This window comes from Janthinobacterium sp. JF4, assembly GCF_059617925.1.
Genome location: NZ_JCAQAV010000030.1, coordinates 42,894 through 66,398, shown reverse-complemented (window position 1 = coordinate 66,398; position 23,505 = coordinate 42,894). Strand labels below are relative to the sequence as shown.

At 62.5% G+C, this 23,505-nt stretch carries 20 protein-coding genes; 7 read left to right on the top strand and 13 right to left on the bottom strand.

The window, feature by feature from the left end; all coding sequences use genetic code 11:
* Nucleotides 1–19 precede the first annotated feature (19 nt).
* From AC54AF_RS19830 to AC54AF_RS19785, 10 genes are all read right to left on the bottom strand, one after another.
* Complete coding sequence (locus AC54AF_RS19830; RefSeq protein WP_496637900.1) at nt 20–694, bottom strand: site-2 protease family protein; 675 nt, start codon at nt 692–694, stop codon at nt 20–22.
* A gap of 138 nt (nt 695–832) precedes the next feature.
* The gene (locus tag AC54AF_RS19825) at nt 833–2,629 is read right to left on the bottom strand and encodes a PhoH family protein (RefSeq protein ID WP_496637899.1); all 1,797 of its coding nucleotides are present in this window, start codon (nt 2,627–2,629) and stop codon (nt 833–835) included.
* Nucleotides 2,630–2,918: 289 nt separating this feature from the next.
* Entirely contained in the window at nt 2,919–3,389 is a 471-nt protein-coding gene (locus AC54AF_RS19820) for a peroxiredoxin (protein WP_496637898.1), read from the bottom strand.
* Nucleotides 3,390–3,464: 75 nt separating this feature from the next.
* Nucleotides 3,465–4,424 (bottom strand): polysaccharide deacetylase family protein, encoded by a 960-nt coding sequence (locus AC54AF_RS19815; protein WP_496637897.1) that lies wholly within the window; start codon nt 4,422–4,424, stop codon nt 3,465–3,467.
* A complete protein-coding gene (locus AC54AF_RS19810; RefSeq protein WP_496637896.1) occupies nt 4,424–5,476 on the bottom strand; it encodes a bifunctional UDP-4-keto-pentose/UDP-xylose synthase in 1,053 nt (350 codons plus the stop codon). The genes AC54AF_RS19815 and AC54AF_RS19810 overlap by 1 nt, the downstream gene beginning before the upstream one ends.
* 21 nt (nt 5,477–5,497) lie before the next feature.
* Nucleotides 5,498–6,415: a formyltransferase gene (locus AC54AF_RS19805; protein WP_496637895.1), complete on the bottom strand. Its 918-nt coding sequence runs from the start codon at nt 6,413–6,415 to the stop codon at nt 5,498–5,500.
* Nucleotides 6,415–7,410 (bottom strand): glycosyltransferase, encoded by a 996-nt coding sequence (locus AC54AF_RS19800; RefSeq protein WP_131688562.1) that lies wholly within the window; start codon nt 7,408–7,410, stop codon nt 6,415–6,417. The genes AC54AF_RS19805 and AC54AF_RS19800 overlap by 1 nt, the downstream gene beginning before the upstream one ends.
* An 11-nt stretch (nt 7,411–7,421) precedes the next feature.
* Nucleotides 7,422–8,558 carry an aminotransferase class I/II-fold pyridoxal phosphate-dependent enzyme gene (locus AC54AF_RS19795; RefSeq protein WP_131688563.1) on the bottom strand — a complete coding sequence of 379 codons (1,137 nt, stop codon included), beginning with the start codon at nt 8,556–8,558 and terminating at the stop codon, nt 7,422–7,424.
* A 207-nt stretch (nt 8,559–8,765) separates the two neighbouring features.
* Nucleotides 8,766–10,439: a glycosyltransferase family 39 protein gene (locus AC54AF_RS19790; RefSeq protein ID WP_496637894.1), complete on the bottom strand. Its 1,674-nt coding sequence runs from the start codon at nt 10,437–10,439 to the stop codon at nt 8,766–8,768.
* Nucleotides 10,436–10,828 carry an Mth938-like domain-containing protein gene (locus AC54AF_RS19785; protein WP_496637893.1) on the bottom strand — a complete coding sequence of 131 codons (393 nt, stop codon included), beginning with the start codon at nt 10,826–10,828 and terminating at the stop codon, nt 10,436–10,438. The genes AC54AF_RS19790 and AC54AF_RS19785 overlap by 4 nt, the downstream gene beginning before the upstream one ends.
* 426 nt (nt 10,829–11,254) lie before the next feature.
* Here AC54AF_RS19785 and AC54AF_RS19780 point away from each other — a divergent pair, with 426 nt between their 5' ends.
* A complete protein-coding gene (locus tag AC54AF_RS19780) occupies nt 11,255–12,484 on the top strand; it encodes an aminotransferase class I/II-fold pyridoxal phosphate-dependent enzyme (RefSeq protein ID WP_131688565.1) in 1,230 nt (409 codons plus the stop codon).
* Nucleotides 12,485–12,558: 74 nt separating this feature from the next.
* Entirely contained in the window at nt 12,559–13,881 is a 1,323-nt protein-coding gene (locus tag AC54AF_RS19775; protein ID WP_131688566.1) for a homoserine dehydrogenase, read from the top strand.
* Between the two features lie 63 nt (nt 13,882–13,944).
* Here the strand turns inward: AC54AF_RS19775 and AC54AF_RS19770 are convergent, their stop codons facing one another.
* Genes AC54AF_RS19770 through AC54AF_RS19760 form a run of 3 tightly spaced genes read right to left on the bottom strand, consistent with a single transcriptional unit; the run spans nt 13,945 to nt 16,573 of the window.
* A complete protein-coding gene (locus AC54AF_RS19770; protein WP_131688567.1) occupies nt 13,945–14,310 on the bottom strand; it encodes a ribonuclease E inhibitor RraB in 366 nt (121 codons plus the stop codon).
* Nucleotides 14,311–14,333: 23 nt separating this feature from the next.
* A complete protein-coding gene (locus tag AC54AF_RS19765) occupies nt 14,334–15,854 on the bottom strand; it encodes a sensor histidine kinase N-terminal domain-containing protein (RefSeq protein ID WP_496637892.1) in 1,521 nt (506 codons plus the stop codon).
* A complete protein-coding gene (locus AC54AF_RS19760; RefSeq protein ID WP_131688569.1) occupies nt 15,851–16,573 on the bottom strand; it encodes a response regulator in 723 nt (240 codons plus the stop codon). Before AC54AF_RS19760 ends, AC54AF_RS19765 begins: the two co-directional genes overlap by 4 nt.
* Before the next feature lie 203 nt (nt 16,574–16,776).
* On the opposite strand from AC54AF_RS19760, the gene AC54AF_RS19755 reads away from it, so the two are divergent.
* From AC54AF_RS19755 to AC54AF_RS19735, 5 genes are all read left to right on the top strand, one after another.
* Entirely contained in the window at nt 16,777–17,838 is a 1,062-nt protein-coding gene (locus AC54AF_RS19755; protein WP_496637891.1) for a porin, read from the top strand.
* Between the two features lie 3 nt (nt 17,839–17,841).
* Nucleotides 17,842–18,840 carry a Bug family tripartite tricarboxylate transporter substrate binding protein gene (locus tag AC54AF_RS19750; RefSeq protein WP_496637890.1) on the top strand — a complete coding sequence of 333 codons (999 nt, stop codon included), beginning with the start codon at nt 17,842–17,844 and terminating at the stop codon, nt 18,838–18,840.
* 43 nt (nt 18,841–18,883) lie between these two features.
* Nucleotides 18,884–19,981 carry an ABC transporter substrate-binding protein gene (locus AC54AF_RS19745; RefSeq protein ID WP_496637889.1) on the top strand — a complete coding sequence of 366 codons (1,098 nt, stop codon included), beginning with the start codon at nt 18,884–18,886 and terminating at the stop codon, nt 19,979–19,981.
* 69 nt (nt 19,982–20,050) lie between these two features.
* Nucleotides 20,051–21,841: an ABC transporter permease gene (locus AC54AF_RS19740; RefSeq protein WP_496637888.1), complete on the top strand. Its 1,791-nt coding sequence runs from the start codon at nt 20,051–20,053 to the stop codon at nt 21,839–21,841.
* A gap of 22 nt (nt 21,842–21,863) precedes the next feature.
* Nucleotides 21,864–22,937, top strand: a complete 1,074-nt coding sequence (locus tag AC54AF_RS19735; RefSeq protein WP_131688574.1) for an ATP-binding cassette domain-containing protein — start codon at nt 21,864–21,866, stop codon at nt 22,935–22,937.
* The last annotated feature ends 568 nt before the right edge of the window (nt 22,938–23,505 follow it).

Here is a 23,505-nt window from a genome sequence, read left to right as displayed (position 1 = left end):
GCTGGTGGGGACTGTGCGATTACAGGCCCGGCGCGCGCCAGCAATACACGGCCAGCGCCGCCGCCCACGCCAGCAAGATCGCCAGCCCCGGCAGCAACAGCCATTTTGCTGCCGTCGCTTCCCACGCCACGTACGGCTTGCCGCCGCGCGCGATGGCCAGCAGCGCCTGTCCGCCATTCAATCCGGCAAACGGCAGCAGGTTGAAGGCGCACAGTTTCAACGAGAACAGGGCGAACACCAGCGCAAAGCCATGTGTACGGGCAAACGTTTCTCCATTGCCCAGCAGTTCCTGTGCCGCCGACAGCGGGGCCAGCGCACCGCGGATGATTTGCCCGAAGGCAGCGACAAAGCTGTCCCAGCCCGAGGCTCCCATGATGCCCAGCGACAAGGCCAGCAACACGGCCACGCCGCTCAGCGGTAACACGAATTGCTTCCACAGCGGCTGGAAGTTATAGGCGTCAAGGCAGGGGTCGTCGTCATACAGCGTTTCCTCGCGCGTATCTTTCAGCGCCACATTGCCGGCCAGGGGCAGCAGCCTGACCTTTACTTTTCCCAGCGTCAGCAAGGTCGGTCCCACGCCATAGTTGACGCTGCGCACGGTGATGCCAAAGGCATGGGCGCACACGGCCATGACGGAAATGTGGATGAACATGAAGAGGATAAGGCAGAGCAGCACCTGCAGGGCGGAAGGCATCGGATAGGGTGTCCTGAAGAAAGAGAGCGGTATTAGAACATGCCATAGAGAAAAGTCGCACACATGAAAAAAGCCCCGCCTGCATCGCTGCAGCCGGGGCTCTTGAATGACTGGGCAGCTCGCGCCGCCCGTTATGACTTACAGCACTTCGCTGGCGTGGTCGGCCAGGCGCGAGCGCTCGCCGCGGGCCAGGGTGACGTGGCCGCTGTGGGTCCAGCCCTTGAAGCGGTCAACCACGTAGGTCAGGCCGCTCGAGCCTTCCGTCAGGTACGGCGTGTCGATCTGCGCGATGTTGCCCAGGCACAGGATCTTCGTGCCGGGACCGGCGCGCGTGACCAGGGTCTTGACTTGCTTCGGCGTCAAGTTTTGCGCTTCATCGATGATCAGGAACTTGTTCACGAACGTGCGGCCGCGCATGAAGTTGAGCGACTTGATCTTGATGCGCGAGCGAATCAGGTCTTGCGTTGCCGCACGGCCCCATTCGCCGCCATCGGAGTCGGACTTGTTCAGCACTTCCAGGTTGTCGTCGAAGGCGCCCATCCATGGCGACATTTTTTCTTCTTCCGTGCCTGGCAGGAAACCGATGTCTTCGCCGACCGGCACCGTCACGCGGGTCACGATGATTTCATTGTAGAGCTTGGTTTCCAGCACTTGCGCCAGGCCGGCGGCCAGGGCCAGCAGGGTCTTGCCGGTACCGGCCTGGCCCAGCAGGGTGACGAAGTCGCATTCCGGATTCATCAGCAAGTTCAGCGCGAAGTTCTGCTCGCGGTTGCGTGCCGTCACGCCCCACACATTGTTCTTCGTGTGGCTGAAGTCGCGCAGCGTTTGCAGCACGGCCGTCTTGCCGTTGATCTGTTTCACCTGGCCGTAGAATGGCGTTTCGCCGTTTTTCGGTTCCAGGTAGATGAACTGGTTGACCAGCAACGAGGGGATGAACGGGCCCGTCACGCGGTAGAACGTCGAGCTGTAGCCGTTTTTGCTTTCCTGCCACGATTCCATGTCCTTGCCGTGCTTGTTCCAGAAGTCGTCCGGCAATTGCACGATGCCCGAGTACAGCAAGTCCGTGTCTTCCAGCACATGGTCGTTGAAGTAATCTTCGGCCGGCAAGCCCAGGGCGCGCGCCTTGATGCGCATGTTGATGTCTTTCGACACCAGCACCACGGGGCGGCCTTCCTGCTCCGATTCGAGCGAGCGCACGACGGCGAGGATCTGGTTGTCGGCCTTGCCCACTGGCAAGCCAGCCGGCAGGTCGGCGCTTTGCAAACGCGTCTGGAAGAACAGGCGGCCCTTGGCATCCTTGTTGCCCAGCTTGGACAGCAGGATGCCGTGTTCGATGGCGTCGTCATCCGTGTTGCTGATCAGGGCGTCGAGCGTGCGCGAGACCTGGCGCGCATTGCGCGCCACTTCCGTCATGCCTTTTTTATGGTTGTCCAGCTCTTCCAGGGTCATCATCGGCAGGTACACATCGTGTTCCTCGAAGCGGAACAGCGACGATGGATCGTGCATCAGCACGTTGGTGTCGAGCACGAACAGCTTGCTGATGCCGCGCTGGTCGGCGGCGCGGCTGGCGGACGACTTGAGCTGGACTTCGACAGGCTTGTGCTTGGCCGGATGTGGCTGCTCAACTTGCTTGATCGGCGTGACCTTGCCTTTCGCCGCCGGCTTGGCTTTTGCCGCAGGCGCAGCAGCGGCGGCAGGCGCGGCAGCAACCGGCGCTGGCGCTGGCTTGGCGACCATCAGGGCCGCCACTTGCTTGATCTTCGTGGCCGCATTGCGGACCGGCTTGGCAACTTCGGCGATCGCCGCTTCAATGATCGGTGCAGCCACTTTCTTGGCTGCCGGGGTTTTCGTGGCCGGGCGCGCTGCGCCTGCGGTTGGGTAATCTTGGGTGGCCAGGATGGTGGCTGGCTTGCTCGGTAATTTTGGCAGTGGCATCAGGATCTCAATCAAAAAATTTCTGGAATGAATCGCCCATGGGCAGCCAGCTTCTGGCGGCACTTCTCATGGGGTGGATGCGAGGGAACAACAATGCTACAGGACGAGTAACTGCCGGAAGGCCGGCAGCATGGCCGGTCATGGACGCCATCGGCGGGCTACAGGCCCGCCTGGCGGAGTGGATGGAGGCGCTTCGTTGACTCAAAATGGCGATAGGTACCGTGAACTGAACTGCGGTTGAACCAGGCTCGCTGGAAGCCGACAACGCGCATTGGATCAAATTGGACGATCAATTCAGATGCGCTACGAATTCCAGCACTTCTTCCACGTGAGTTGCGACCTTCACGCCTCTCCATTCTTTCACCAATCGGCCCTGGGCGTCAATCACAAACGTACTGCGCTCGACGCCACGGACCGTCTTGCCGTACATCTGTTTCATCTTCATGACGTTAAACAGCAGACAAACGGCTTCGTCCGGGTCGGAAATGAGCTCGAATGGCAGCTCCAGCTTGGCTTTGAAACTTTCGTGCGAGCGCAGGGAATCGCGGCTGATGCCGTAGATTTCCACGCCGGCAGCGACGAATTGCGCATGCGCATCGCGAAACGCGATGTTTTCCGTGGTGCAGCCAGGAGTGTTGTCCTTCGGATAGAAAAACAGCACCGTAGCCTTGGCCGGGCGGCCCAGCAATTGAAAGGTCTTGCCGCTGGTCATGGCGGCGCTAAAGTCGGGTATGCTAACGAGGGATTGGCTATCAGCCACAGGTTCTCTCCTGAACGGTGATCATCAGCGCTGGTTTTTAATCTGGCAACGCATCCAGGTGCAACAATACAGCATTCAGGCCGCTTTGCCCTGCACAATCAGGCGTCCCGAACGCCCGGGCAACTCATCCCAGGTGATGGGGCAAACGGGCAAGTCCGTATTTTTTATCTTTTCATAATAATCGCCCATCGCTGCAAACTGGTAGCCCTGGGCTTTCCAGCCAGCCAGCAGTTGTTCGAAAATGGGGGCGAGTTTCTGTCCTTCAAGTTCCGCATGCAAGGTATATACGTGGTCGCGCGGATTGTCTGCCGTCAGCGACAATATATGCGTGGCAACATTGCTGGTCGTGATCAGTTTGCCGTCGATTTCGCAGCCCAGCAATTCATCCAGGGTGGGCAGGGTGGTGGGCAATTGTACGCATTGCAAGATGGTGTTGCCGTTGCGCACGCGATGCGGACCATTGCCAGGATGCACCATGGCGCCGCGCGCGTCGAGCATGGCGCGGCCATCGGAGGCAAAGCGGTAGCCAGCCGTGTCGTGCTCGGCAAAGGCGCTGACATTCATTTGCCAGCCGGCCGCGCCGTGCGTGTGCGGCTTGGTGCCAAACACCTGTTCGTAGCGATTGGCAGCCTTGCGCATCATGTTGATGGTCCAGGCGGCGTTGCGCTTGGCTACATTGTCTTGCCACAGGGTGTGATCCCAGGTGTGGATGCCGCACTCGAAACCGGCATCGCGCACGGCGCGCAATTGCGCCGCGCACAGCTTGCCGATATCGGGTCCCGGCAGCAAGGTGCCATACATCAATGTTTTCAAGCCGTAGTGCTCGACCACCGAGGTGCGCGACACCTTGCTGAAAAAGCCGGGCCGCAAGGCGCGCCGCAAGGCCCAGCCCGTATGGTCGGGGCCCAGCGAGAACAGAAAGGTGGCCTTGGCCTCGTGCGCGGCCAGCATGCGCACCAGATTGCCCATGCCTTCACGGGTGCCGCGATAGGTATCGACGTCGATTTTCAGGGTCAGGAACGGCTTGCTCAACATTAATCCATCAGGGCTTTGGCTTGGGCTACCTGGCTGCGGTAGGCGTCGAAAATATTGCGCAGGGAATCGGCCATGGTGGTGGTCGGCGCCCAACCCAGCTCTTCGCAGGTATTCGTGATTTTCGGCACGCGGTTTTGCACGTCCTGGTAGCCGGCGCCGTAGTAGGCGCCCGAGGTCGTTTCCACGATATTCACGTGTTTCGCGCCTTCGGCGTACTCCGGGTACTCGGCGGCCAGGGTCAGCATCATGCCGGCCAGGTCGCGGATCGAATAGTTATTGGTCGGATTGCCAATGTTGTAGATCTTGCCGCTGGCGATGCCGTTCTTGTTGGCGATGATGCGCATCAGCGCATCGATGCCGTCGTCGATGTAGGTGAACGCGCGTTTCTGCGCGCCGCCGTCGACCAGCGAGATGTTCTCGCCGCGCACGATGTGGCCGAAGAATTGCGTCACCACCCGCGAAGAACCTTCTTTCGGCGTGTGGATCGAGTCCAGGCCGGCGCCGATCCAGTTGAAGGGACGGAACAGGGTGAAGTTCAAGCCTTCCATGCCGTAGCCCCAGATCACGCGGTCCATCAGTTGCTTGGCGTTCGAATAGATCCAGCGCGGCTTGTTGATCGGGCCGCAGATCAGTTCCGAGTTTTCCGGGTCGAATTCCTCGTCGTGGCACATGCCATACACTTCCGAGGTCGACGGGAAGACCAGGTGCTTGCCGTACTTGGCGGCCGAGCGGACGATGGGCAGGTTGGCTTCGAAGTCCAGTTCGAACACGCGCAGCGGCTGCTTGACGTAGGTCGATGGCGTGGCGATGGCGACCAGGGGCAGGATCACGTCGCATTTCTTGACGTGGTACTCGACCCATTCCTTGTTGATCGTGATGTCGCCTTCAAAGAAGTGCATGCGCGACTTGTAGTTGTCATCTTCCAGCAATTCCGTGATGCGGTCCCTGTTCATGTCCATGCCGTAGACATGCCAGTCGGTGGTTTCCAGGATGCGCTTGGACAGGTGGTGGCCGATGAAGCCGTTGACGCCTAAGATGAGGACTTTTTTCATGTGAGATTCTCTTGAGTGATATCAGTGTGTGCTGACGCGGGTGGTCAGACTTGCTTGCAATTGCTGAGCCGAAATCGGCTCCCCGGCAGCCCTCAGCGCGGAAATGGCCAGCATGCGGCCGTCTCCGCAGACGCCAAAGATACAATTATCCACTACCGCCAAGCCCGCTGGCAAACTTCCTGCGGAATGCTTGCTCAGACGGGCTTTTTCGATGGTGTAAATGATATCGTTGATTTCGGTGAAGGCGCCGGGATAGGGCGGCGCGACGGCCCGGTGCAGGTTGTAGACCTGCTGCGCCGGTAACTTCCAGTCGATGCGGCCGTCTTCCGGCTTGCGCCCGCCAAAGTAGCCGCCCTGGCGCAAATCGTTGAGCTGGCGCGGCGCCGTGCCGTCCAGCAAGGCCGGCAGCACGTTCCACAAGGTTTGTTCCGCCGCCACGGTGACCTTGCCGAACACTTCGAAGGCCGTGTCGTCGGGCAGGATGGGCACGGCCGTTTGCGCCACGATGGCGCCGGCATCGGGCTTGACCGTCATTTCATGCAGGGTGGCGCCCGTTTGCGTGGCGCCATGCAGCACGGCCCAGTTGACGGGCGCGCGGCCACGGAATTGCGGCAGCAGCGAGCCGTGCATATTGTAGGCGGGGGCGACTTCCAGGATGCTGGCGGGCAGCATGTGGCGGTAGTAAAAGCTGAACAGCATGTCAGGTGCCGCCGCCTGCACCTGCGCCAGCAGCTCGGGCGCGCGCGCATCCGAAGGCGTGATGCAGGGGATGCCTTCGGCCTGGCACAGGCTGGCGACGGATTCGAACCACAGGTTTTCCGTGGGGCTGTCTTCGTGCGTGACGACGAGGGCGATATCGACGCCGCCGGCCAGCAGCACCTTGATGCAGCGCACGCCCACATTGTGGTAGCCGAAGACGACGGCGCGTGGGGCGCCCATCAGCGGCCCACCTGGCGCTTTTCCAGGCGCACGTACGATGGCGCCTCGGCTTCCGCCTGGACCATGCCGTCCTGCAAGATGGTTTGCACCACGTAGCGGGGACGGGCGCGCACTTGCTGGAAGATGCGTCCCACGTATTCGCCCACCAGGCCGATGCCGAACAGGATCACGCCCATCAGGAAGAAGGCGATGGCGAACAGGGTGAACACGCCTTGCGCCTCGGCGCCGAACAGGAAGCGGCGCGCCAGCAGGTAGATCACCAGCACGGCGGAACTGAAGGACAGCAGCATGCCCAGCATCGAAAAGATTTGCAGGGGAATCAGCGAAAAGCCCGTGACCAGGTCGAAATTGAGGCGGATCAGGCTGTACAGTGAGTATTTCGACTCGCCGGCCGAGCGTTCCTCGTGCTCGACGGTTATTTCCGTGGGCTTGCGGGCGAACGTGTAGGCCAGGGCAGGCACGAAGGTGTTGACTTCGGCGCACTGGTTGACCAGGTCGATCACATTGCGGCCATAGGCGCGCAGCATGTTGCCCTGGTCCGTGATCTTGATGTTGGTAATGCGCTCGCGCAACCGGTTCATCATCTTCGACGCCAGGGTGCGCCAGGCGGAATCTTGCCGCTTGCGCCGGATCGAGCCCACGTAATCGTAGCCTTCGCGCATCTTTGCCACCAGGTTGCCGATTTCTTCGGGCGGGTTCTGCAGGTCGGCATCGAGCGTGACCATGATCTGCCCGCGCGAGGCTTCAAAGCCGGCCAGGATGGCCATGTGCTGGCCATAATTACCGTTGAACAAGACCACGCGCGTGACGTCGGGGCGCTGGCGGAACTGTTCCGCCAGGATGGCCACCGAATTGTCGCGGCTGCCATCGTTGACGAAGATGATCTCGTAGCTTGTCTGCAGGGCATCGAGGGCCGGATACAGGCGGGCGAACAGGCTGGCCAGGCCATCCTGCTCGTTGTAGATCGGAATGATAATAGACAGTTCAGGTTTCATCGGCGCGCTGCTCATTTGATGAGAATGGATTTGACGGTGGCGACGGCGCGTTCCACGTCCTGTGTCGTCATGGCGTAGAACATCGGCAAGGTCACGGTCAGGCGGCCGACCTTTTCCGAGATGGGGAACATGCCCTCGGTAAAGCCGCGTTCGCGGTACATGGTAAACAGGTGGATCGGTGCGTAATGATAGCCCGTTCCCACGTTTTGCTGCGCCATTTGCTGCATGAAGGCGGCGCGCGTGCCGGGGCCGTTGTCGGGCAGGATGATCTGGAATAAATGCCAGTTGCTGTTCTCGAAGTCCTGCACGGGCAGCTGGGCGCCGCTCTGCGCTTCGAAGTCGCTGCCGAATTGCGCGAAATAGTGGCGTGCCAGCGCGCGGCGGTGGGCCGTGATGGCGTCGATATTGGCGAACTGCCCCAGGCCGATGGCGGCCATGATGTCGCTCATGTTGTATTTGCCGCCCAGCACGTCGACGTCGATGCCATCGACGCCGCTGCGCGTGACGCCCTGCAGCCGGTATTTCTCGGCCAGCTTTGCTTCTTCCAGGTTGTTGAGGACGAGGCAGCCGCCTTCGCCCGTGGTGATGTTCTTGTTGGCCTGGAAGCTGAACGAGACGAAGTCGCCGAACGCGCCGATGCGCTTGCCCTTCCAGGTGGAGCCGAACGCTTGCGCCGCGTCTTCCACGACCCGCAGATTGTACTTGTCAGCAATCGCGTACAGGCGGTCCATGTCGACGGGCAAGCCGGACAGGTAGACGGGGATGATGGCTTTCGTACGCGCGGTGATGGCCGCTTCCAGCTTGTCGAGGTCGATATTCCGCGTGACGGGGTCGATGTCGGCAAACACGGGCGTGGCGCCCACTTCGATGATGACGTTGGCCGTCGCTACCCACGACACGGGCGTGGTGATGACTTCGTCGCCGGGGCCGATGCCGGCGATGCGCAGCGCGATTTCCATGGTGCACGTGCCCGAATTGAAGGTGCGCACGGGACGCCCGCCGAAATACTCGGACAGCTGGGCTTCGAAGGCCTGCACTTTCGGGCCGCTGGTGATCCAGCCCGAGCGCAGCACCTCGCCGACGGCGGCGATGGTCGCTTCATCGATGGTGGGTTTGGAAAATGGCAAAAAGGGCAGGGTAGAGGTCATGGGGCGTGGTTCTTGGGTCGTGATGTATCGGTGGTTCGGGGTCGCCGAGGCTGCCAGTGCGCTCAAAAGCCGCCGGCAGGCATGGCTATTTTATATCGTTTGCACGGTGCCGCAGCCCCTTCAGCGGTGAAAATCCTGCTGCTGCGGGAGGCGGGCAGGCTGGCCAGGGGGGGCGCGATCCGTGCCGCCTCGCGCCCCTTTAGACATTTATTTGTTGGCAATGACCATGCGGCGCGCATCCTTGGCGATGACACGCATGGGCACGCCACGCTCCTGCAATTCCTTGTAACGGTTCAGGCTGATAATGGCCATGTCGTGCACGCCGGCGTTGGCATCGTTGGTCCACTGCGTGATGAAAGGCTCGATGCTCGGCATGGAAAGTTCGGGCTGCTGTTTCAGGCCAAACGTGAATTCATCCCAGTAATCGACGAGGATCACGGGCCGCTGCAGGTAATACGTCAGCGACTGTTCATAGATGCCGACGGAATAGAGCTTGGTATCGGCCGTCAATTCGGCCTGGATCTGCGGCAGCATGTCGGTGCCTGCACGGTTCTGGCCATACAGTTCGGAGCCGGCGAGGATGCAGTGCGTGGCCAGGAAGCCGGCGCCGGCGATGGTCAGCACGGTCATGTCGCGGCGCAGCTGGCGCGCATGCAGCAAGGCCAGGGCGCCGCCGGCCAGGGCGAAGAATCCGGCCGCCATCAGCCATGGCTGGTAGCCCTTGAGGGCGATCAAGGCGTCCGCGTCGCGCGCGCTGGCCTTGCCAAACGCGATCGGTCCGCCGATCAGGATGGCTGCGCCCAGCACGCACAGCAGGCCGGCGGCCAGCATGCGCTGGCGGCGCGAGGCCGATTCCAGATACAGCCCCACCAGCAATGCCAGCGCCGGGAAGATGGGCACGATATAGCCAGGCAGTTTCGAGGTCGAATAGCTGAAGAAGAAGAAAATGAAGACGGCCCAGACCAGCAGCATCAAGCGGGGCTGGAAGGCGCCTTCCTGGCGCTGGAAGGCGGCGGCCAGGCTTTGCGGCAGCACGCCTATCCATGGCAGCATGCCGGGAATGAGCAGCACCAGGAAGTAGTACCAGGCGCCTTCGCGCTTGTGGCCCTTCATCAGGAAACGCTGGAAATGCTCGTGGATAAAGAAGAAATGCGGCTGTTCTGGATTGCGCAGGGCGACCAGCACGAACCACGGCGTGGCGATGGCAAAGAACACCAGCAAGCCCTTGACCAGGTGCAGCCGCGTCCAGATGCGCCAGTCGCGCGCGCACAGCGAATACAGCACCAGCACGGCGCCCGGCAGCACGATGCCGATCAGGCCCTTGGCCAGCACGGCCAGCGCCATGGCGGCCCAGCAAGCGAGCATCCAGTTGCGCCGCTCAGTTGCCGTGGCGTCGTCGCGCTGGGCGATGAGCAGGCTGCCCAGGGTGAGGGTCATCATGCCCGACAGGCCCATGTCCAGCGAATTGATCTGGCCGGAAGCGAGCCAGAACAGGCTCGACGCCAGCACCAGGCCCGCATACAGGCCCACGCGCGGACCGAAGACCTTCTTGCCCGCGTAGGCCGTCATGCACACGCCGATGATGCCGCACAGGCCCGTCCACAGGCGTGCCTGCCACTCGCCCAGGCCGAAGGCGGCGAAGGTCAGCGCATTCATCCAGGTTTGCAGCGGCGGCTTTTCAAAGTACTTGATGCCGTTCAGGCGCGTGGTGATCCAGTCGCCCGTGACGAACATTTCGCGCGCCATCTCCGCGTAGCGGCCTTCGTCGGGCGGCACCAGGGTGCGCACACCGAGCGCATACAGGGTGACGACGATGAAGATGCCCAGCAGGGACCACATCAGCACCCGCGACGAGTGCAGCTCGTTGATATTGATTTTCATGCGGCCTTGCCTGCTGCCGGGGCCAGGATCAGGGCCAGGGTGACTTTGCGGCCTTCGCCCATGAGGATATTGTAGGTGCGGCAGGCAGCCTGGCTATCCATGCATTCGACGCCGATGCGGCGCATGGTCAGCGCGGCCGTCAGTTTCGGGTGCACGAAGCGCTGGCGCTCGCCCGTGCCGAGGATGACCACATCGGGCGCATCGGCCAGGATTTGCGCGAAATGCGCCTCGTTCAATTGTTCGAAACTGTCCACCTCCCACACCCGTGGCGGCATTTCCGGCATGACGATCAGGCTATAGTTGTACGGCTGGGCATTGATCTCGACGCCGTTTTCGTCATAGCCGGTGACAGTCTGGTATTGTTGGGTGCTGCTGGCGTGGAGTTTCATGGCGATATCGGGGGGGCTGGTCGTGTCGGTTGATCGGTGCGCGCGCGGCCACTTTGCGTGCCGCGGCCAAGGGCGTAAGCATGCCATAAATGACAGAAAAGAGCGACTGAAAAGCAACATCCTTTCCAAATTGCAATGTTCAGGGCCACAGTGGAAATGCCTGCCTGCGCCATGGTAATGCTGCAATATTAAGGGAAGATGAAGATGGCGCCCGGCCAATTGTCAAGCGGATGCGTCAGCGTGGCAGAATCGGCGTCAAATGCTGGGGTTCGCCATGTTTAATTTGATAAAATGGCCTGTTTTCGGCGAGAATGGTTGTTTTCGCCTTGCAGTCTTTCGTATCGCAGTTTCACGGGTTCATAGTTCTGGCGCGGCGACCACGCTGCAAGTTCTGGTCACCGCGCCGCATCACGACAGGGATTTATTTTGCGACCGATTCAGAAATCGAATAAATTGGCGGACGTTTGCTACGACATCCGCGGCCCGGTCCTGGAAAAATCCAGGCAAATGGAAGAAGAAGGCCACAAGATCACCAAGCTCAATATCGGCAACCTGGCCGTATTCGGCTTCGATCCGCCCGACGAGATCGTGCGCGACATGATGCTCAATCTGCAGAACGCGGCCGGCTATACGGATTCGAAAGGCATGTTCGCGCCGCGCAAGGCCGTCATGCACTACACGCAGGGCAAGAATATCGCCGGCGTGACCATCGATGACATTTACCTGGGCAATGGCGCTTCCGAACTGATCGTCATGGCAATGAACGCCTTGCTCAACAGCGGCGACGAAGTGCTGGTGCCGGCGCCCGACTACCCGCTGTGGACGGCCGCCGTCAGCCTGTCGGGCGGCAATCCCGTGCATTATGTGTGCGACGAGGGCAACGAATGGTATCCCGACATCGAGGACATGCGCCGCAAGATCACGCCCAATACCCGCGCCATCGTCGTCATCAACCCGAACAATCCCACCGGCGCGCTGTACCCGGTTTCCGTGCTGCTGCAGATCGTCGAACTGGCGCGCCAGCATCAATTGATCATTTTCGCCGACGAGATCTACGACAAGGTGCTGTACGACGAAGCCGAGCACGTGTCGATCGCCTCGTTGGCCGACGACGTGCTGTTCATCACCATGAATGGCCTGTCGAAAAATTACCGCTCCTGCGGCTACCGTTCCGGCTGGATGGTGGTCTCGGGCGAAAAGCGCCACGCAAAAGATTACATCGAAGGCCTCAACATGCTGGCCTCGATGCGGCTATGCGCCAACGCGCCGGGGCAGTTTGCCATCCAGACGGCGTTAGGCGGCTACCAGAGCATACAAGACCTGGTGGGGCCCGGCGGGCGCCTGTTGAAACAGCGCGACCTGGCGCACAAGCTGCTGACCGATATTCCGGGCGTCACCTGTGTCAAGCCGAAGGCGGCGCTGTACATGTTCCCGCGCCTGGACCCGGAGATCTATCCGATCGCCGACGACCAGCAGTTTGCCTATGAATTACTGGCCGAGGCCAAGGTCCTGATCGTGCAGGGCACGGGCTTCAACTGGATCGCGCCCGACCATTTCCGCGTCGTCTTCCTGCCCAACTCCGATGACCTGACCGAGGCCATGGGGCGCATTGCGCGCTTCCTCGAAGGCTACCGCAAGCGTCATGCCCGGGGCTGAAGCAGTCAATAGCAATACCGATCAACCTGGCGCCGCCCAAGGGGGCGCCACTTAATGAGCAGTCAAGCACAACTATGAAATCCATCAAGATCGGCCTGCTGGGCCTGGGCAATGTCGGTTACGGCACGTTCAGCGTCCTGAAACGCAACCAGGAAGAAATCAAGCGCCGCGCGGGCCGCGGCATTGAAGTGGTCGCCGTCGCCGTGCGCGACGTGGCGCGCGCCGAGGCGCTGGTCGCCGGCGGCTGCAAGGTCGTCAACGACCCGATGCTGATCGTCAACGATCCCGAGATCGACATCGTCGTCGAACTGATCGGCGGCTACGACCTGTCGAAAACCCTGGTGATGCAGGCCATTGCCAACGGCAAGCACGTGGTCACGGCCAACAAGGCCCTGCTGGCCGTGCACGGCAACGAAATCTTCGCCGCCGCCCAGGACAAGGGCGTGATGGTGGCCTTCGAAGCGGCCGTCGCCGGCGGCATCCCCATCATCAAGGCGCTGCGCGAAGGCTTGACGGCCAACCGCATCGAATGGATCGCCGGCATCATCAACGGCACCACCAATTTCATCCTGTCCGAAATGCGCGACAAGGGCCTCGATTTCGCCACCGTGCTGAAACAGGCGCAGGAACTGGGCTATGCGGAAGCCGATCCCACCTTCGACATCGAAGGTGTCGACGCCGCGCACAAGGCCACCATCATGTCGGCCATCGCCTTCGGCATCCCGGTGCAGTTCGACAAGGCCTACGTGGAAGGCATCAGCAACCTCAATGCCATCGACATCCGCTACGCCGAGCAGCTGGGCTACCGCATCAAGCTGCTGGGCATCACCAAGCGCGCCACCGTCAATGGCGTGGAAGGCATCGAGCTGCGCGTGCATCCGACCCTGATCCCGGCCAAGCGCCTGATCGCCAACGTGGAAGGTGCCATGAACGCGGTGCTGGTGCATGGCGACGCCGTCGGCGCCAGCCTGTACTCGGGCCGCGGCGCGGGCGCCGAGCCGACCGCCTCGTCGGTGATCGCCGACCTGGTCGACATCACGCGCCTGGCCACGGCCGACCCGGAACACCGCGTGCCGCACCTGGCGTTCCAGCCGAACGCGATGACCGATATCGCGATCTTGCCGATGTCGGAAATCACCACCAGCTACTACCTGCGCATGCACGTGGCCGACCAGCCGGGCGTGCTGGCCGACCTGACGCGCATCCTGGCCGAGCGCGGCATCTCGATCGACGCCATGCTGCAGAAAGAGCCGGCCGAGGGCGAGACGCACACGGACATCATCATGCTGACGCACCAGACGCAGGAAAAGAACGTCACGGCCGCCATCGAGAAGATGGAAGCCCTCAACAGCGTGGTGGGCACGGTCACCAAGATCCGCCTGGAAAACCTCAGCTGAGCGTTTTCAGCGATCCATGCAGAACGGCGCCCGCGGGCGCCGTTTTTTCATCCGATGATTGTCTTAATGCTGCGGCACTTCGGGGGCGCCGACCGGGCCCACGTCCATGCCGTCGTAGCTGGCCAGCTGGTTTTCCTGGGCAAATGTCATCAGTTCGCCATTGCGCGCGTGCAGGCTGTCGACGCTGTGCACTTCCGCCTTTTCCACGTGCAGCACCCACACGGGCGGTGCCGCCGGATCGTCGAGTTCCGGCTGGTACAGTTCCACCGGACGGTAGCCCTGCAGCGCCAGCAGGGTGGCGGCCTGCTCCAGCGGCTCGGAAGTGGGGTTGGTGAAGTAATAGCCCCACAGCAGCGGCTGGGACAGGTCCCATGGCGCGTTCTCGGCGATATTGGCAAACAGTTCGGTCACATCTTCTTTGGTCATCATGGCGGTGGGCCTTCCTTAAAATCTCAGGGCGCGATCTTAGCATCGACTGGCGCTGCGGCGAAATACACGCCGACTTTCAATCCATGCCCATTCGCCGCCGTCGCCAGTTCCAGGCGCGCGCCGTGCAGGGCCGCGATGTCGCGCACGATGGCCAGGCCCAAGCCGGCGCCGCCCGGGTTGCTCTCGAGCGCCGCGCCGACGCGGTAGAACGGCGTCAACACGCGCTCGCGTTCGGCCGGAGGAATGCCCTTGCCGCTATCCTCCACCTCCAGCACGGCGCCATGTCCGTTTCCTGCCTGTGCCGCGCGCACGCGCAGGATCACGCTGCCGCCCTGCGGCGTGTAGCGCAGGGCGTTGTCCACCAGATTCGCCACCAGTTCATGCAGCAGCAGGGCCTGGCCATGCACGGGCGCTTCGTCGGGCGCTTCCAGCGACAGGTCGATATGCTTGCCGACGGCAGCGATGGCCATTTCCAGTCCTACCTGCTGCGCCACGTCGCGCAAGGATACGGTGTCCATCGCCAGATTCTCGCCGCCATGCTCGATGCGCGCCAGGGTCAGGAGGCGGTTGGCCAGCAGCACGGTCGAATCGGTGGTGGCGGCGATCGAGCGCACGATGTCGCGCAGGGCGGCGATGTCCGGCGGCGCGCCCGCCTGGCGGTCGCACTCGCGCATGGCCAGTTCGGCCTGGGTTTTCAGCACCGTCAACGGCGTGCGCAGCTGGTGCGAGGCGTCGGCGATGAAGCGGCGCTGGCTGGCGATCAGCTGCTGCAGGCGCGACATGGCGCCGTTCATGGCACTGACCAGCGGGCGCATTTCCTTGTGCACCAGCGTGGGATCGACGTCGGACAGGTCGGACAGGGTGCGCGTCTCGACTTCCGTTTTCAAGCGCATCAGCGGGCGCAGCACCAGGCGCACGGCAAACCACACGAGGGCGCCCATCACCAGTATCATCGCCGCCTGCCAGCTCAGGGTATCGAACAGGATCTGGTTCGACAGGCCGCGCCGCGCGTCCAGCGTCTCGGCCACCTGGATCAGGGCGATGCCGCGCATCGAGTCGTCATACACGGGTTGCAGCAGGGCGGCGATGCGGATCGGCTTGCCGTGGTAGTCGGCATGGTAGAAGCGCACCAGGGCCGGATAATTCTGCGAACGGGGCACGTTTTTCGGCACGGGAGGCAAGTCGCCATAGCCCGAGACCAGTTCGCCATTGATGCCGGTGACCTTGTAGTAGATGCGGCCCAGGGTGTCGGTTTCGAAGCTGTCGAGCGCCACGTAGGGCACTTCGGCCACGACCTTGCCGCCGACGATGGAGACTCTTTCGGCCAGCGCCCGCGTTGACGCCAGCAAGGAGCGGTCGTAGGCCATGTCGGCCGCGTCGAGCGCGTTGCGGTAGACAAAGACGGCATCGAGCAGCACCAGCATCACCAGCGGGATGAGCAGCCAGCGCAGCAGCTGGCTGCGCAGGCTGCCCAGCGGCCGGCCCTGCGCCCGGCGCCGGCGCAGGCGCTCGAGCACGGGCAGGCGTGGGGCGTGCGCGCTCATTTTGGCGCGGCCGGCGCCATCGCGCTGCGCGGCTGCAGCAGGTAGCCGATGCCGCGCAGGGTGGTGATGACGGCGCCGTCGGGCGAGCCGCTGTCCACGCCGTTTTCGAGTTTCTTGCGCACGCGGTGGATATACAGTTCGATGGCGTCCAGGTTGGCGTCGTCGGCCAGCGCGAAGACTTCGTCGAACAGCTTTTCCTTCGACACGGCGCGCCCCGAACGGGTGATCAGCGCTTCGAGCACGGCGTGTTCGCGCGGCGTCAGGGGAAAAGGGGCGCCGGCATAGCTGAACATGCGCGTGACCGTGTCGAAACTGAGGGCGCCGCACGCGTGCACGAGGGCCTCGTTGCCCTGGCTGCGGCGCAGCAGGGCTTTTACGCGCGCTTCCAGTTCGGCCAGCTCGAACGGCTTGGCCAGGTAGTCGTCCGCGCCCAGGTTCAGGCCCTGCACTTTTTCATCGAGGCCGCCGCGCGCCGTGAGTATCATGACAGGAGTCTTGCCGCGCGTGCCGCCGCGCGCGCGCAGGCGGCGCAGCACGTCCAGGCCGTCCATCTTCGGCAGGGTCAGGTCGAGCAGCACCAAAGAATATTCCTGCGTATGCAGCAGGGCGTCGGCATCGGCGCCGTTATGGGCGGTCTCCACCGTCAGGTGCGCGTCGCGCAGGGCCTTTGCCAGCCAGTGCGACAGCTCCAGATGGTCTTCCACTAATAATATGCGCATGGTCTCCGCCATTCGTTTGAATGAGTGCAGTGTAAGCCTGCCGGCAGGGGAGGCGATGAATATGTTGATGTCCCTTGTGGCTGGCGGACGACACCTGTCAGTCTGAAAGCGAATTGAAAGGATCGCGCTCATATAGTGTGATCCTGATTCATGAAATGGATCAGGCATATCACCAATAACTATATCTAAGGGAGACACGTTACATGAAGAAAAATGCATTCTCGCTGGCCGCCATGGCGCTACTCGCCGCAGCCGGCAGCGCCCACGCCCAGTCGAACGTCACCCTGTACGGCCGCCTGGACGCCGGCATCAGCAACACCAGCAACGCCGGTCCGAACAAAAGCACGATGACGCAAGTGAGCTCCGGCGGCATGAACACGTCGCGCTGGGGCATCCTGGGCAGCGAAGACCTGGGTGGCGGCCTGAAGGCCGTCTTCAATCTGGAAGGCGGCATTCTGGTCGACACGGGCGCCGCCGATGGCGCGCTGTTCAAGCGCCAGGCCAACGTGGGCCTGCAAGGCGCGTTTGGCCGCGTCGTGCTGGGGCGCTCGTTTACCACCGTGTATGACTTCGTGCTGCCATTCGATCCGATGGCCTATGCGCCGTTCTACTCGTGGGCCACTTCGGCCAACGCGACGGGCCCGAGCAAATACGGCATGACGACGGCCTTCGACAACATGGTCAAGTACTCGGGCAAGACGGGCGGCTTCGGCTACGGCGCATCGTACGGCTTCGGCGAGCAGTCGACGGGCAACTCGGACAGCGCCAAGCTGTCCACGGCCGTCACCTACAAGACGGGTCCTGTCAGCCTGCTGGCTACATATGAACAGGTGAACGGCAACACCATCGCCGGCGGCGCGCGCGACAAGACCACCGTGTACCACCTGGGCGCCATGTATGACGACGGCCCGTGGAAAGTGCAGGCGGCGGCGCGCGACTACAAGCTCGATCCGGCGGCAGCCGGCAAGGCCGACGTGCGCGGCACCCTGTACTGGGGCGGCGTCAGCTACAAGACCACGCCGGTGATCACCCTGACGGGCGTGATCTACTACCAGGATGTGAAAAACGTGGCCGCCAACCTCGATGCGGATCCGATCATGTACGTGGCGCGCGTGCGCTATGCCCTGTCCAAGCGCACCGACCTGTATGTGGCCGGCGCGTATGCCAAGGCCAAGCACAATCAGCTGGTCAGCCTGTCGCGCGACGACGCCGGTTTCGGCGATACGCAGCGCGGCCTGATCGCCGGCATCCAGCATCGCTTCTAAGGCATGACCATGCTGCGCACCGCGTTCCTGTCGCTGCTGCTGTTGTTGTCGGCGCTGCTGCCCGCGCTGGCAAACGCCGCCGCGCCTGAAGTCGACTGCGTGGTGCCGTCCAAGCCGGGCGGCGCCATGGACCTGACCTGCAAGCTGGCGCAGAAAGGGCTGCTGCAGCCCGATCCAGTGGCGGCAGAACCGTTCGCGTCCTCGGTGCGCATCAGCTATCTGCCGGGCGGCATCGGCGCGGTGGCGTGGCGTTCGATGGGCTCGCAGCGCAGGCGTGCCGAAGCCAACACCCTGGTGGCGTTTTCAGGCGGCTCGCTGCTGAACCTGGCGCAAGGCAAGTTCGGCAATGCGAAGACGGGCGACGTGCGCTGGGTGGCAGCGCTGGGCGCCGACTACGGCATGATCGCCGTGCGCAGCGACTCGCCCTACAAGACCCTGGCCGACCTGATCGCCGCGCTCAAGCGCCACCCCGACAAGGTGCTGATCGGCGTGTCTGGCACCATCGGCAGCCAGGACTGGGTGAAGATGGCGCTGGTGGCGCGCCAGGCCGGCATCGACCCGAAAGTGCTGCGCTTCGTGGCATTGGAAGGCGGCGGCGAGATCTTCACGGCGATGCAGGCCAATTACGTGCAGGTGATGTCGGGCGACACGTCCGAAGCGACCCTGAACGCGGGCGACAGCCATGCGCGCGTGCTGGCGGTGCTGTCGGAAAAGCGCCTGCCCGGCGTGCTGGCCAGCGTGCCGACGGCGCGCGAGCAGGGCATCGACGTGGTATGGCCCATCATCCGCGGCCTGTGGATGGGGCCGCAAGTACCGGAAGCGGATTACCAGCGCTGGGTGGCCAGTTTTGAGCGCGCCATGGCCACGCCGCAGTTTGCCCAGTGGCGCACGCAGGCGGGCATGTATCCGTTCGCGCTGACGGGCGACAAATTGACGCAGTACGTGAACCAGGCAGTCGAACGCTACTCCAGGCAGGCGGCCGAATTGGGCCTGATGCGCTGAATCCAATAGCAAACCATATAACAATCACAGACGGAGACAAACCATGCAAACCAAGACCATTCTCGCCATCGCACTGGCCGCCGCTTTCGCCGGTGCCAGCGGCGCCGCTTTTGCCCAGGTACCGGCAGGTTATCCGGCCGACTACCAGAAGATCATCGACGCGGCCAGGAAGGAAGGCAAGGTGGTGATCTACAGCGCCACCGACAGCAAGGCCGCCGCGCCGCTGATCAAGGATTTCAGCGCCCTGTATCCGGGCATCTCGGTCGAATACAACGACATGAATTCCACGGAAGTGTACAACCGCTTCATTTCCGAAGTGGCCGCCGGCGGCAACACGGCCGACGTGATGTGGTCGTCGGCGATGGACCTGCAGATGCGCCTGGCCTCCGATGGCTACGCCCTGAAATACAAATCCGTGGAGGCGTCGAAGATCCCCGGCTGGGCCATGTGGGACGACCAGGCTTACGGCACCACGTTCGAGCCGGCCGCCATCGTCTACAACAAGCGCTTGCTCGATCCGAAGGAAGTGCCGAAGAACCACGACGACTTCGCCAAGCTGATCGCCACGCCAAAGTTCAAGGACAAGGTCACCACCTACGACATCGAAAAGTCGGGCGTGGGCTTCATGTTCATGGCGCAGGATGCCAAGGAATACCCGCAATTCCTGGCGCTGGAAAACGCGTTTGGTGCGGCCAAGGTCCGCGTGCAGTCGTCGACGGGCACGATGATGGAGCGCATCTCCTCGGGTGAAAATCTGATCGGCTACAACGTGCTGGGCTCCTACGCCCTGGTGCGCGCCAAGACCGATCCGTCGATCGGCGTGGTGCTGCCCAAGGATTACACCCTGATTTTGTCGCGCGTGCAGTTCATCAACAAGAACGCGAAGAACGTCAACGCCAGCAAGCTTTGGCTCGACTACATCCTGTCGCACCGCGGCCAGACCATCATCGCCAACGGCGCCAAGCTGTTCGCGATTCGCGCCGACGTCACGGGCGAGACCACCTCGGCCGACCTGATCAAGGTCATCGGCGCGGCCAACGTCAAGCCGATTCCCGTGCATCCGATCATCCTGCAATTTTTGGGACCTGCCAAGCGCATGGCCTTCCTGAAGCAATGGAAAGAAACAGCCGGCAAAAAATAATGCCGTCCTGGCCGTCCGCAGGCGCGTGCCCGCGGACGGATGCCGCACCCTTCATTCATTGGATTCATCATGCAAACTGCTATCTTGCCGCTGCCTGCACGGTCGCGCTCCCCCTTGTCGCGCCTGAACTGGCCGCGCGGCGTGGTCGTGGCGATCACGCTGGTCGCCATTTTCCTGCCGCTGTTCCTGATTTTTTACCAGAGTTTTCTGAGCGCGCCGTTTTTCATGCCGGTGCGCGAATTCGGCTTCGACTCCTATCGTTTCATCTTCGATGATCCCGATTTCTCGATGGCCTTCAAGAATGGCCTGATGCTCGCCTGCGGCCTGACCTTGATCGCCGTGCCGCTGGGCGGCATGCTGGCCTTCCTGATGGTGCGCACGGATTTGCCGGGTCGCGGCTGGGTGGCGCCCATGCTGCTGGTGCCGATCTTTGTCTCGCCGATGGTGATGGGCTTTGGCTACGTCGTCTCGATGGGGCCCGTGGGCTTCTACTCGATCTGGGCCAAGGAGCTGCTCGGCTTCGTGCCCTGGAATATCTATTCCTTCACCAGCATCGTCATCATCGCCGGCCTGACGCACGTGCCGCACGTCTACCTGTATGCCTCGTCTGCGCTGAAAAGCCTGGGCTCGGACGTGGAAGAGGCGGCCCGCGTGGCCGGCGCTTCCCCGATCCAGGTGATGCTCAATGTCTCGCTGCCGATGATCATGCCGGCGCTCGCGTATGCGGGCGTGCTGGTGTTCTTCCTCGGCTTCGAGGTGTTCGGCCTGGTGCTGGTGCTCGGTGATCCGGAAGGCCATCTGGTGCTGCCGACCTATCTGTACAAGCTGACGAATAAACTGGGCACGCCGTCGTACCACCTGATGGCGGCCGTCGCCGTGTGCCTGGTGATGGTGACCATGCCGCTGGTGATGATACAGCGCTGGCTGCTGAAATCGGCCAACAAGTATGTGTCGATCAAGGGCAAGGGCGCGCGCAGCAAGGCCATGCCGCTGGGCCGCTGGAAGTGGCTGGCGTTTGCCTTGCTGGCCGGCTGGCTGATCTTCACCATCATCCTGCCGTTGACGGGCATCGTGCTGCGCTCCTTCGTGCAGTACTGGGGCGAAGGCGTGCGCCTGGCTGACGTGCTGACCCTGCAGCATTTCCGCGATATCTTCGACCAGCCATCGCTGGTGCGCGGCATCGTCAACACCATCCTGATCGGCGTCGTCGGCGGTGCGCTGGCCGTGGGCTGCTACAGCTTCATCGCGCTGGCCATGCACCGCAAGCAGGACGGCATCACGCGCCTGCTCGATTACAGCGTGCTGGTGCCGCGCGCCGTGCCGGGCCTGCTGGCCGGCCTGTCGTTCCTGTGGGTGTTCCTGTTCGTGCCGGCCTGGCTCGACGGCATATTGAAGGGCATGGACAACGGCGTGGCCCTGTGGCTGAGCGGCCATGTGATCCCCGTGCTGCGCGAAGTGCGCTCGACCATCTTCGCCCTGTGGCTCGCGTATTCGGTGGTGTGGATGGCCTACGGCATGCGTTTGATTTCCACCGCGCTGCTGCAAGTGGGGCCGGAACTGGAAGAGGCGGCGCGCGCCGTCGGCGCCAACCGCGGCCAGGTGACGCGCGACGTCACGCTGCCGCTGATCAAATACGGCTTGCTGGGCGCCTGGCTGATGGTGTTCCTGATCTTCGAGCGCGAATATTCGACGGGCGTGTACCTGCTCTCGCCGGGCACGGAAGTGATCGGCGCCATGCTGGTGTCGCTGTGGGCGGGCGGCTCGACCGACCTGGTGGCGGCGCTGTCCTTCATCAACATCACCCTGGTGGCCATCGGCCTGGGCATCGCGCTGCGCTTCGGCGTGAAGTTACATAACTAAATACAAAGACTGAGACCACATCATGAATGAATTGACCGTCAATGAATTGCACCTGGACTACGGCACCGGCGCTGCCGCCAACCAGATCCTGAAGGGTGTCTCGATGCACCTGCAAAAAGGCGAAGTGGTTGCCCTGCTGGGGCCTTCGGGCAGCGGCAAGACCACCTTGCTGCGCGCCGTCGCCGGCCTGGAAAGCCCGAAGGCGGGCACCATCCAGATCGGCGAGCGCAATGTCTTCGACGGCGCGAAGCAGTTCGAAATGCCGGCCGAGCATCGCAACCTGGGCCTCGTGTTCCAGTCGTATGCGCTGTGGCCGCACAAGACCGTCTTCGACAACGTCGCCTACGGCCTCAAATTGCGCAAGATGGGCAGCACGGAAATCGCCGCGCGCATCAAGGAAGTGCTGACGCAGCTGGGCCTGGGCCACCTCGGCGAGCGCTATCCGCATCAGCTGTCCGGCGGCCAGCAGCAGCGCGTGGCGATCGCTCGCGCGCTGGTGTACAACCCGCCCGTGATCCTGCTCGACGAACCGCTGTCGAACCTGGACGCCAAGCTGCGCGAGGAAGCGCGCGCCTTCCTGCGCGAACTGATCGTGCGCCTGGGCCTGTCGGCCCTGATGGTGACGCATGACCAGGGCGAGGCGATGGCCATTTCCGACCGTATTTTGCTGCTCAATAACGGCAAGATCGAGCAGCAGGGCACGCCGCAAAGCATGTATGAAACGCCGGACACCCTGTTTACGGCCGAATTCATGGGCAGTAACAACCGCCTGCCCGGCAAGGTGGTGCAGCGCGAAGGCAATCAGGTGCGCCTGCTGGTCGATGGCGCGTCCATGCAGGGCGTGGCGCGCGGCGCCAACGTGGGCCTTGACGTGACCACCATGATCCGCGTCGAGGAGGTGAAGATCAGCGCCACGCAGGTCGACAACGCCATCGAGCTGCCGCTGCTGACGTGCATGTACCTGGGCGACCGCTGGGAATGCCTGTTCGAGCGCGCTGGCGCCGAGAACATCAGCCTGCGCGCGTACTCGCGCCACAAGCTCGAGGCGGGCAAATACTGGCTGCACATGCCGGCCGATAAACTCTGGGTGTTTTAACGGTGCCTTGGTGGCCATCCTGGCGCGCAGTTTGTGCCGTGCTGGCCGTTCTCACTCTCTATATGCCGTGAATTGCCGGCGCCGTGCTGTTCGCGCTGGCGCTGGGGAATCAGGCGCCATGCCACCGCCTTCTTTGCCATGGCCGTGGATGGCGCATGGTGGCGCTTTGCTGGCCGGTTCATTCTTTTCCCTGCTGACAAGACAAAGCCGCCAGAGTTGAATCGGCGGGCTGGAGCTGGCATAAAGCAAACGCTCTGTATTGTCCTTGCAGCGCACCGGCTTTCATCCTCGCGGCCGCCATGGAGGGTAATATGGCGGCCCTTTTTTTCTGGACCTTTCCATCTCGGCGGCGCGCTGGTCAGTCATGCTCGATGACTGCGTTTGCCGTGCCGTTGCGCCATGCTGCGCGTGTCATTTAAAAACAACGCCCTTATGTGTGGCATGCGCAGCCTGTTTTGACCGTGTATAAAAAACGCCAGTTTCGAGAATGCCGATGTTTTGCCGGAGAATGTCGATTTTTCCATCGGAAGATAATGGCTGGGAGCGCTATGAATAGTAACTAGGACGG

What these genes read in the sequence shown, in the direction of transcription:
- AC54AF_RS19775 (WP_131688566.1), top strand. Translation starts at nt 12,559, where the DNA reads ATGAAATCCATCAAGATCGGCCTGCTGGGCCTGGGCAATGTCGGTTAC.
- AC54AF_RS19750 (WP_496637890.1), top strand. Translation starts at nt 17,842, where the DNA reads ATGACCATGCTGCGCACCGCGTTCCTGTCGCTGCTGCTGTTGTTGTCG.
- AC54AF_RS19805 (WP_496637895.1), bottom strand. Translation starts at nt 6,415, where the DNA reads ATGGGCGCCCCACGCGCCGTCGTCTTCGGCTACCACAATGTGGGCGTG.
- AC54AF_RS19735 (WP_131688574.1), top strand. Translation starts at nt 21,864, where the DNA reads ATGAATGAATTGACCGTCAATGAATTGCACCTGGACTACGGCACCGGC.
- AC54AF_RS19745 (WP_496637889.1), top strand. Translation starts at nt 18,884, where the DNA reads ATGCAAACCAAGACCATTCTCGCCATCGCACTGGCCGCCGCTTTCGCC.
- AC54AF_RS19770 (WP_131688567.1), bottom strand. Translation starts at nt 14,310, where the DNA reads ATGATGACCAAAGAAGATGTGACCGAACTGTTTGCCAATATCGCCGAG.
- AC54AF_RS19740 (WP_496637888.1), top strand. Translation starts at nt 20,051, where the DNA reads ATGCAAACTGCTATCTTGCCGCTGCCTGCACGGTCGCGCTCCCCCTTG.
- AC54AF_RS19810 (WP_496637896.1), bottom strand. Translation starts at nt 5,476, where the DNA reads ATGAAAAAAGTCCTCATCTTAGGCGTCAACGGCTTCATCGGCCACCAC.
- AC54AF_RS19830 (WP_496637900.1), bottom strand. Translation starts at nt 694, where the DNA reads ATGCCTTCCGCCCTGCAGGTGCTGCTCTGCCTTATCCTCTTCATGTTC.
- AC54AF_RS19755 (WP_496637891.1), top strand. Translation starts at nt 16,777, where the DNA reads ATGAAGAAAAATGCATTCTCGCTGGCCGCCATGGCGCTACTCGCCGCA.
- AC54AF_RS19760 (WP_131688569.1), bottom strand. Translation starts at nt 16,573, where the DNA reads ATGCGCATATTATTAGTGGAAGACCATCTGGAGCTGTCGCACTGGCTG.
- AC54AF_RS19800 (WP_131688562.1), bottom strand. Translation starts at nt 7,410, where the DNA reads ATGAAACCTGAACTGTCTATTATCATTCCGATCTACAACGAGCAGGAT.
- AC54AF_RS19825 (WP_496637899.1), bottom strand. Translation starts at nt 2,629, where the DNA reads ATGCCACTGCCAAAATTACCGAGCAAGCCAGCCACCATCCTGGCCACC.
- AC54AF_RS19815 (WP_496637897.1), bottom strand. Translation starts at nt 4,424, where the DNA reads ATGTTGAGCAAGCCGTTCCTGACCCTGAAAATCGACGTCGATACCTAT.
- AC54AF_RS19765 (WP_496637892.1), bottom strand. Translation starts at nt 15,854, where the DNA reads ATGAGCGCGCACGCCCCACGCCTGCCCGTGCTCGAGCGCCTGCGCCGG.
- AC54AF_RS19790 (WP_496637894.1), bottom strand. Translation starts at nt 10,439, where the DNA reads ATGAAAATCAATATCAACGAGCTGCACTCGTCGCGGGTGCTGATGTGG.
- AC54AF_RS19785 (WP_496637893.1), bottom strand. Translation starts at nt 10,828, where the DNA reads ATGAAACTCCACGCCAGCAGCACCCAACAATACCAGACTGTCACCGGC.
- AC54AF_RS19795 (WP_131688563.1), bottom strand. Translation starts at nt 8,558, where the DNA reads ATGACCTCTACCCTGCCCTTTTTGCCATTTTCCAAACCCACCATCGAT.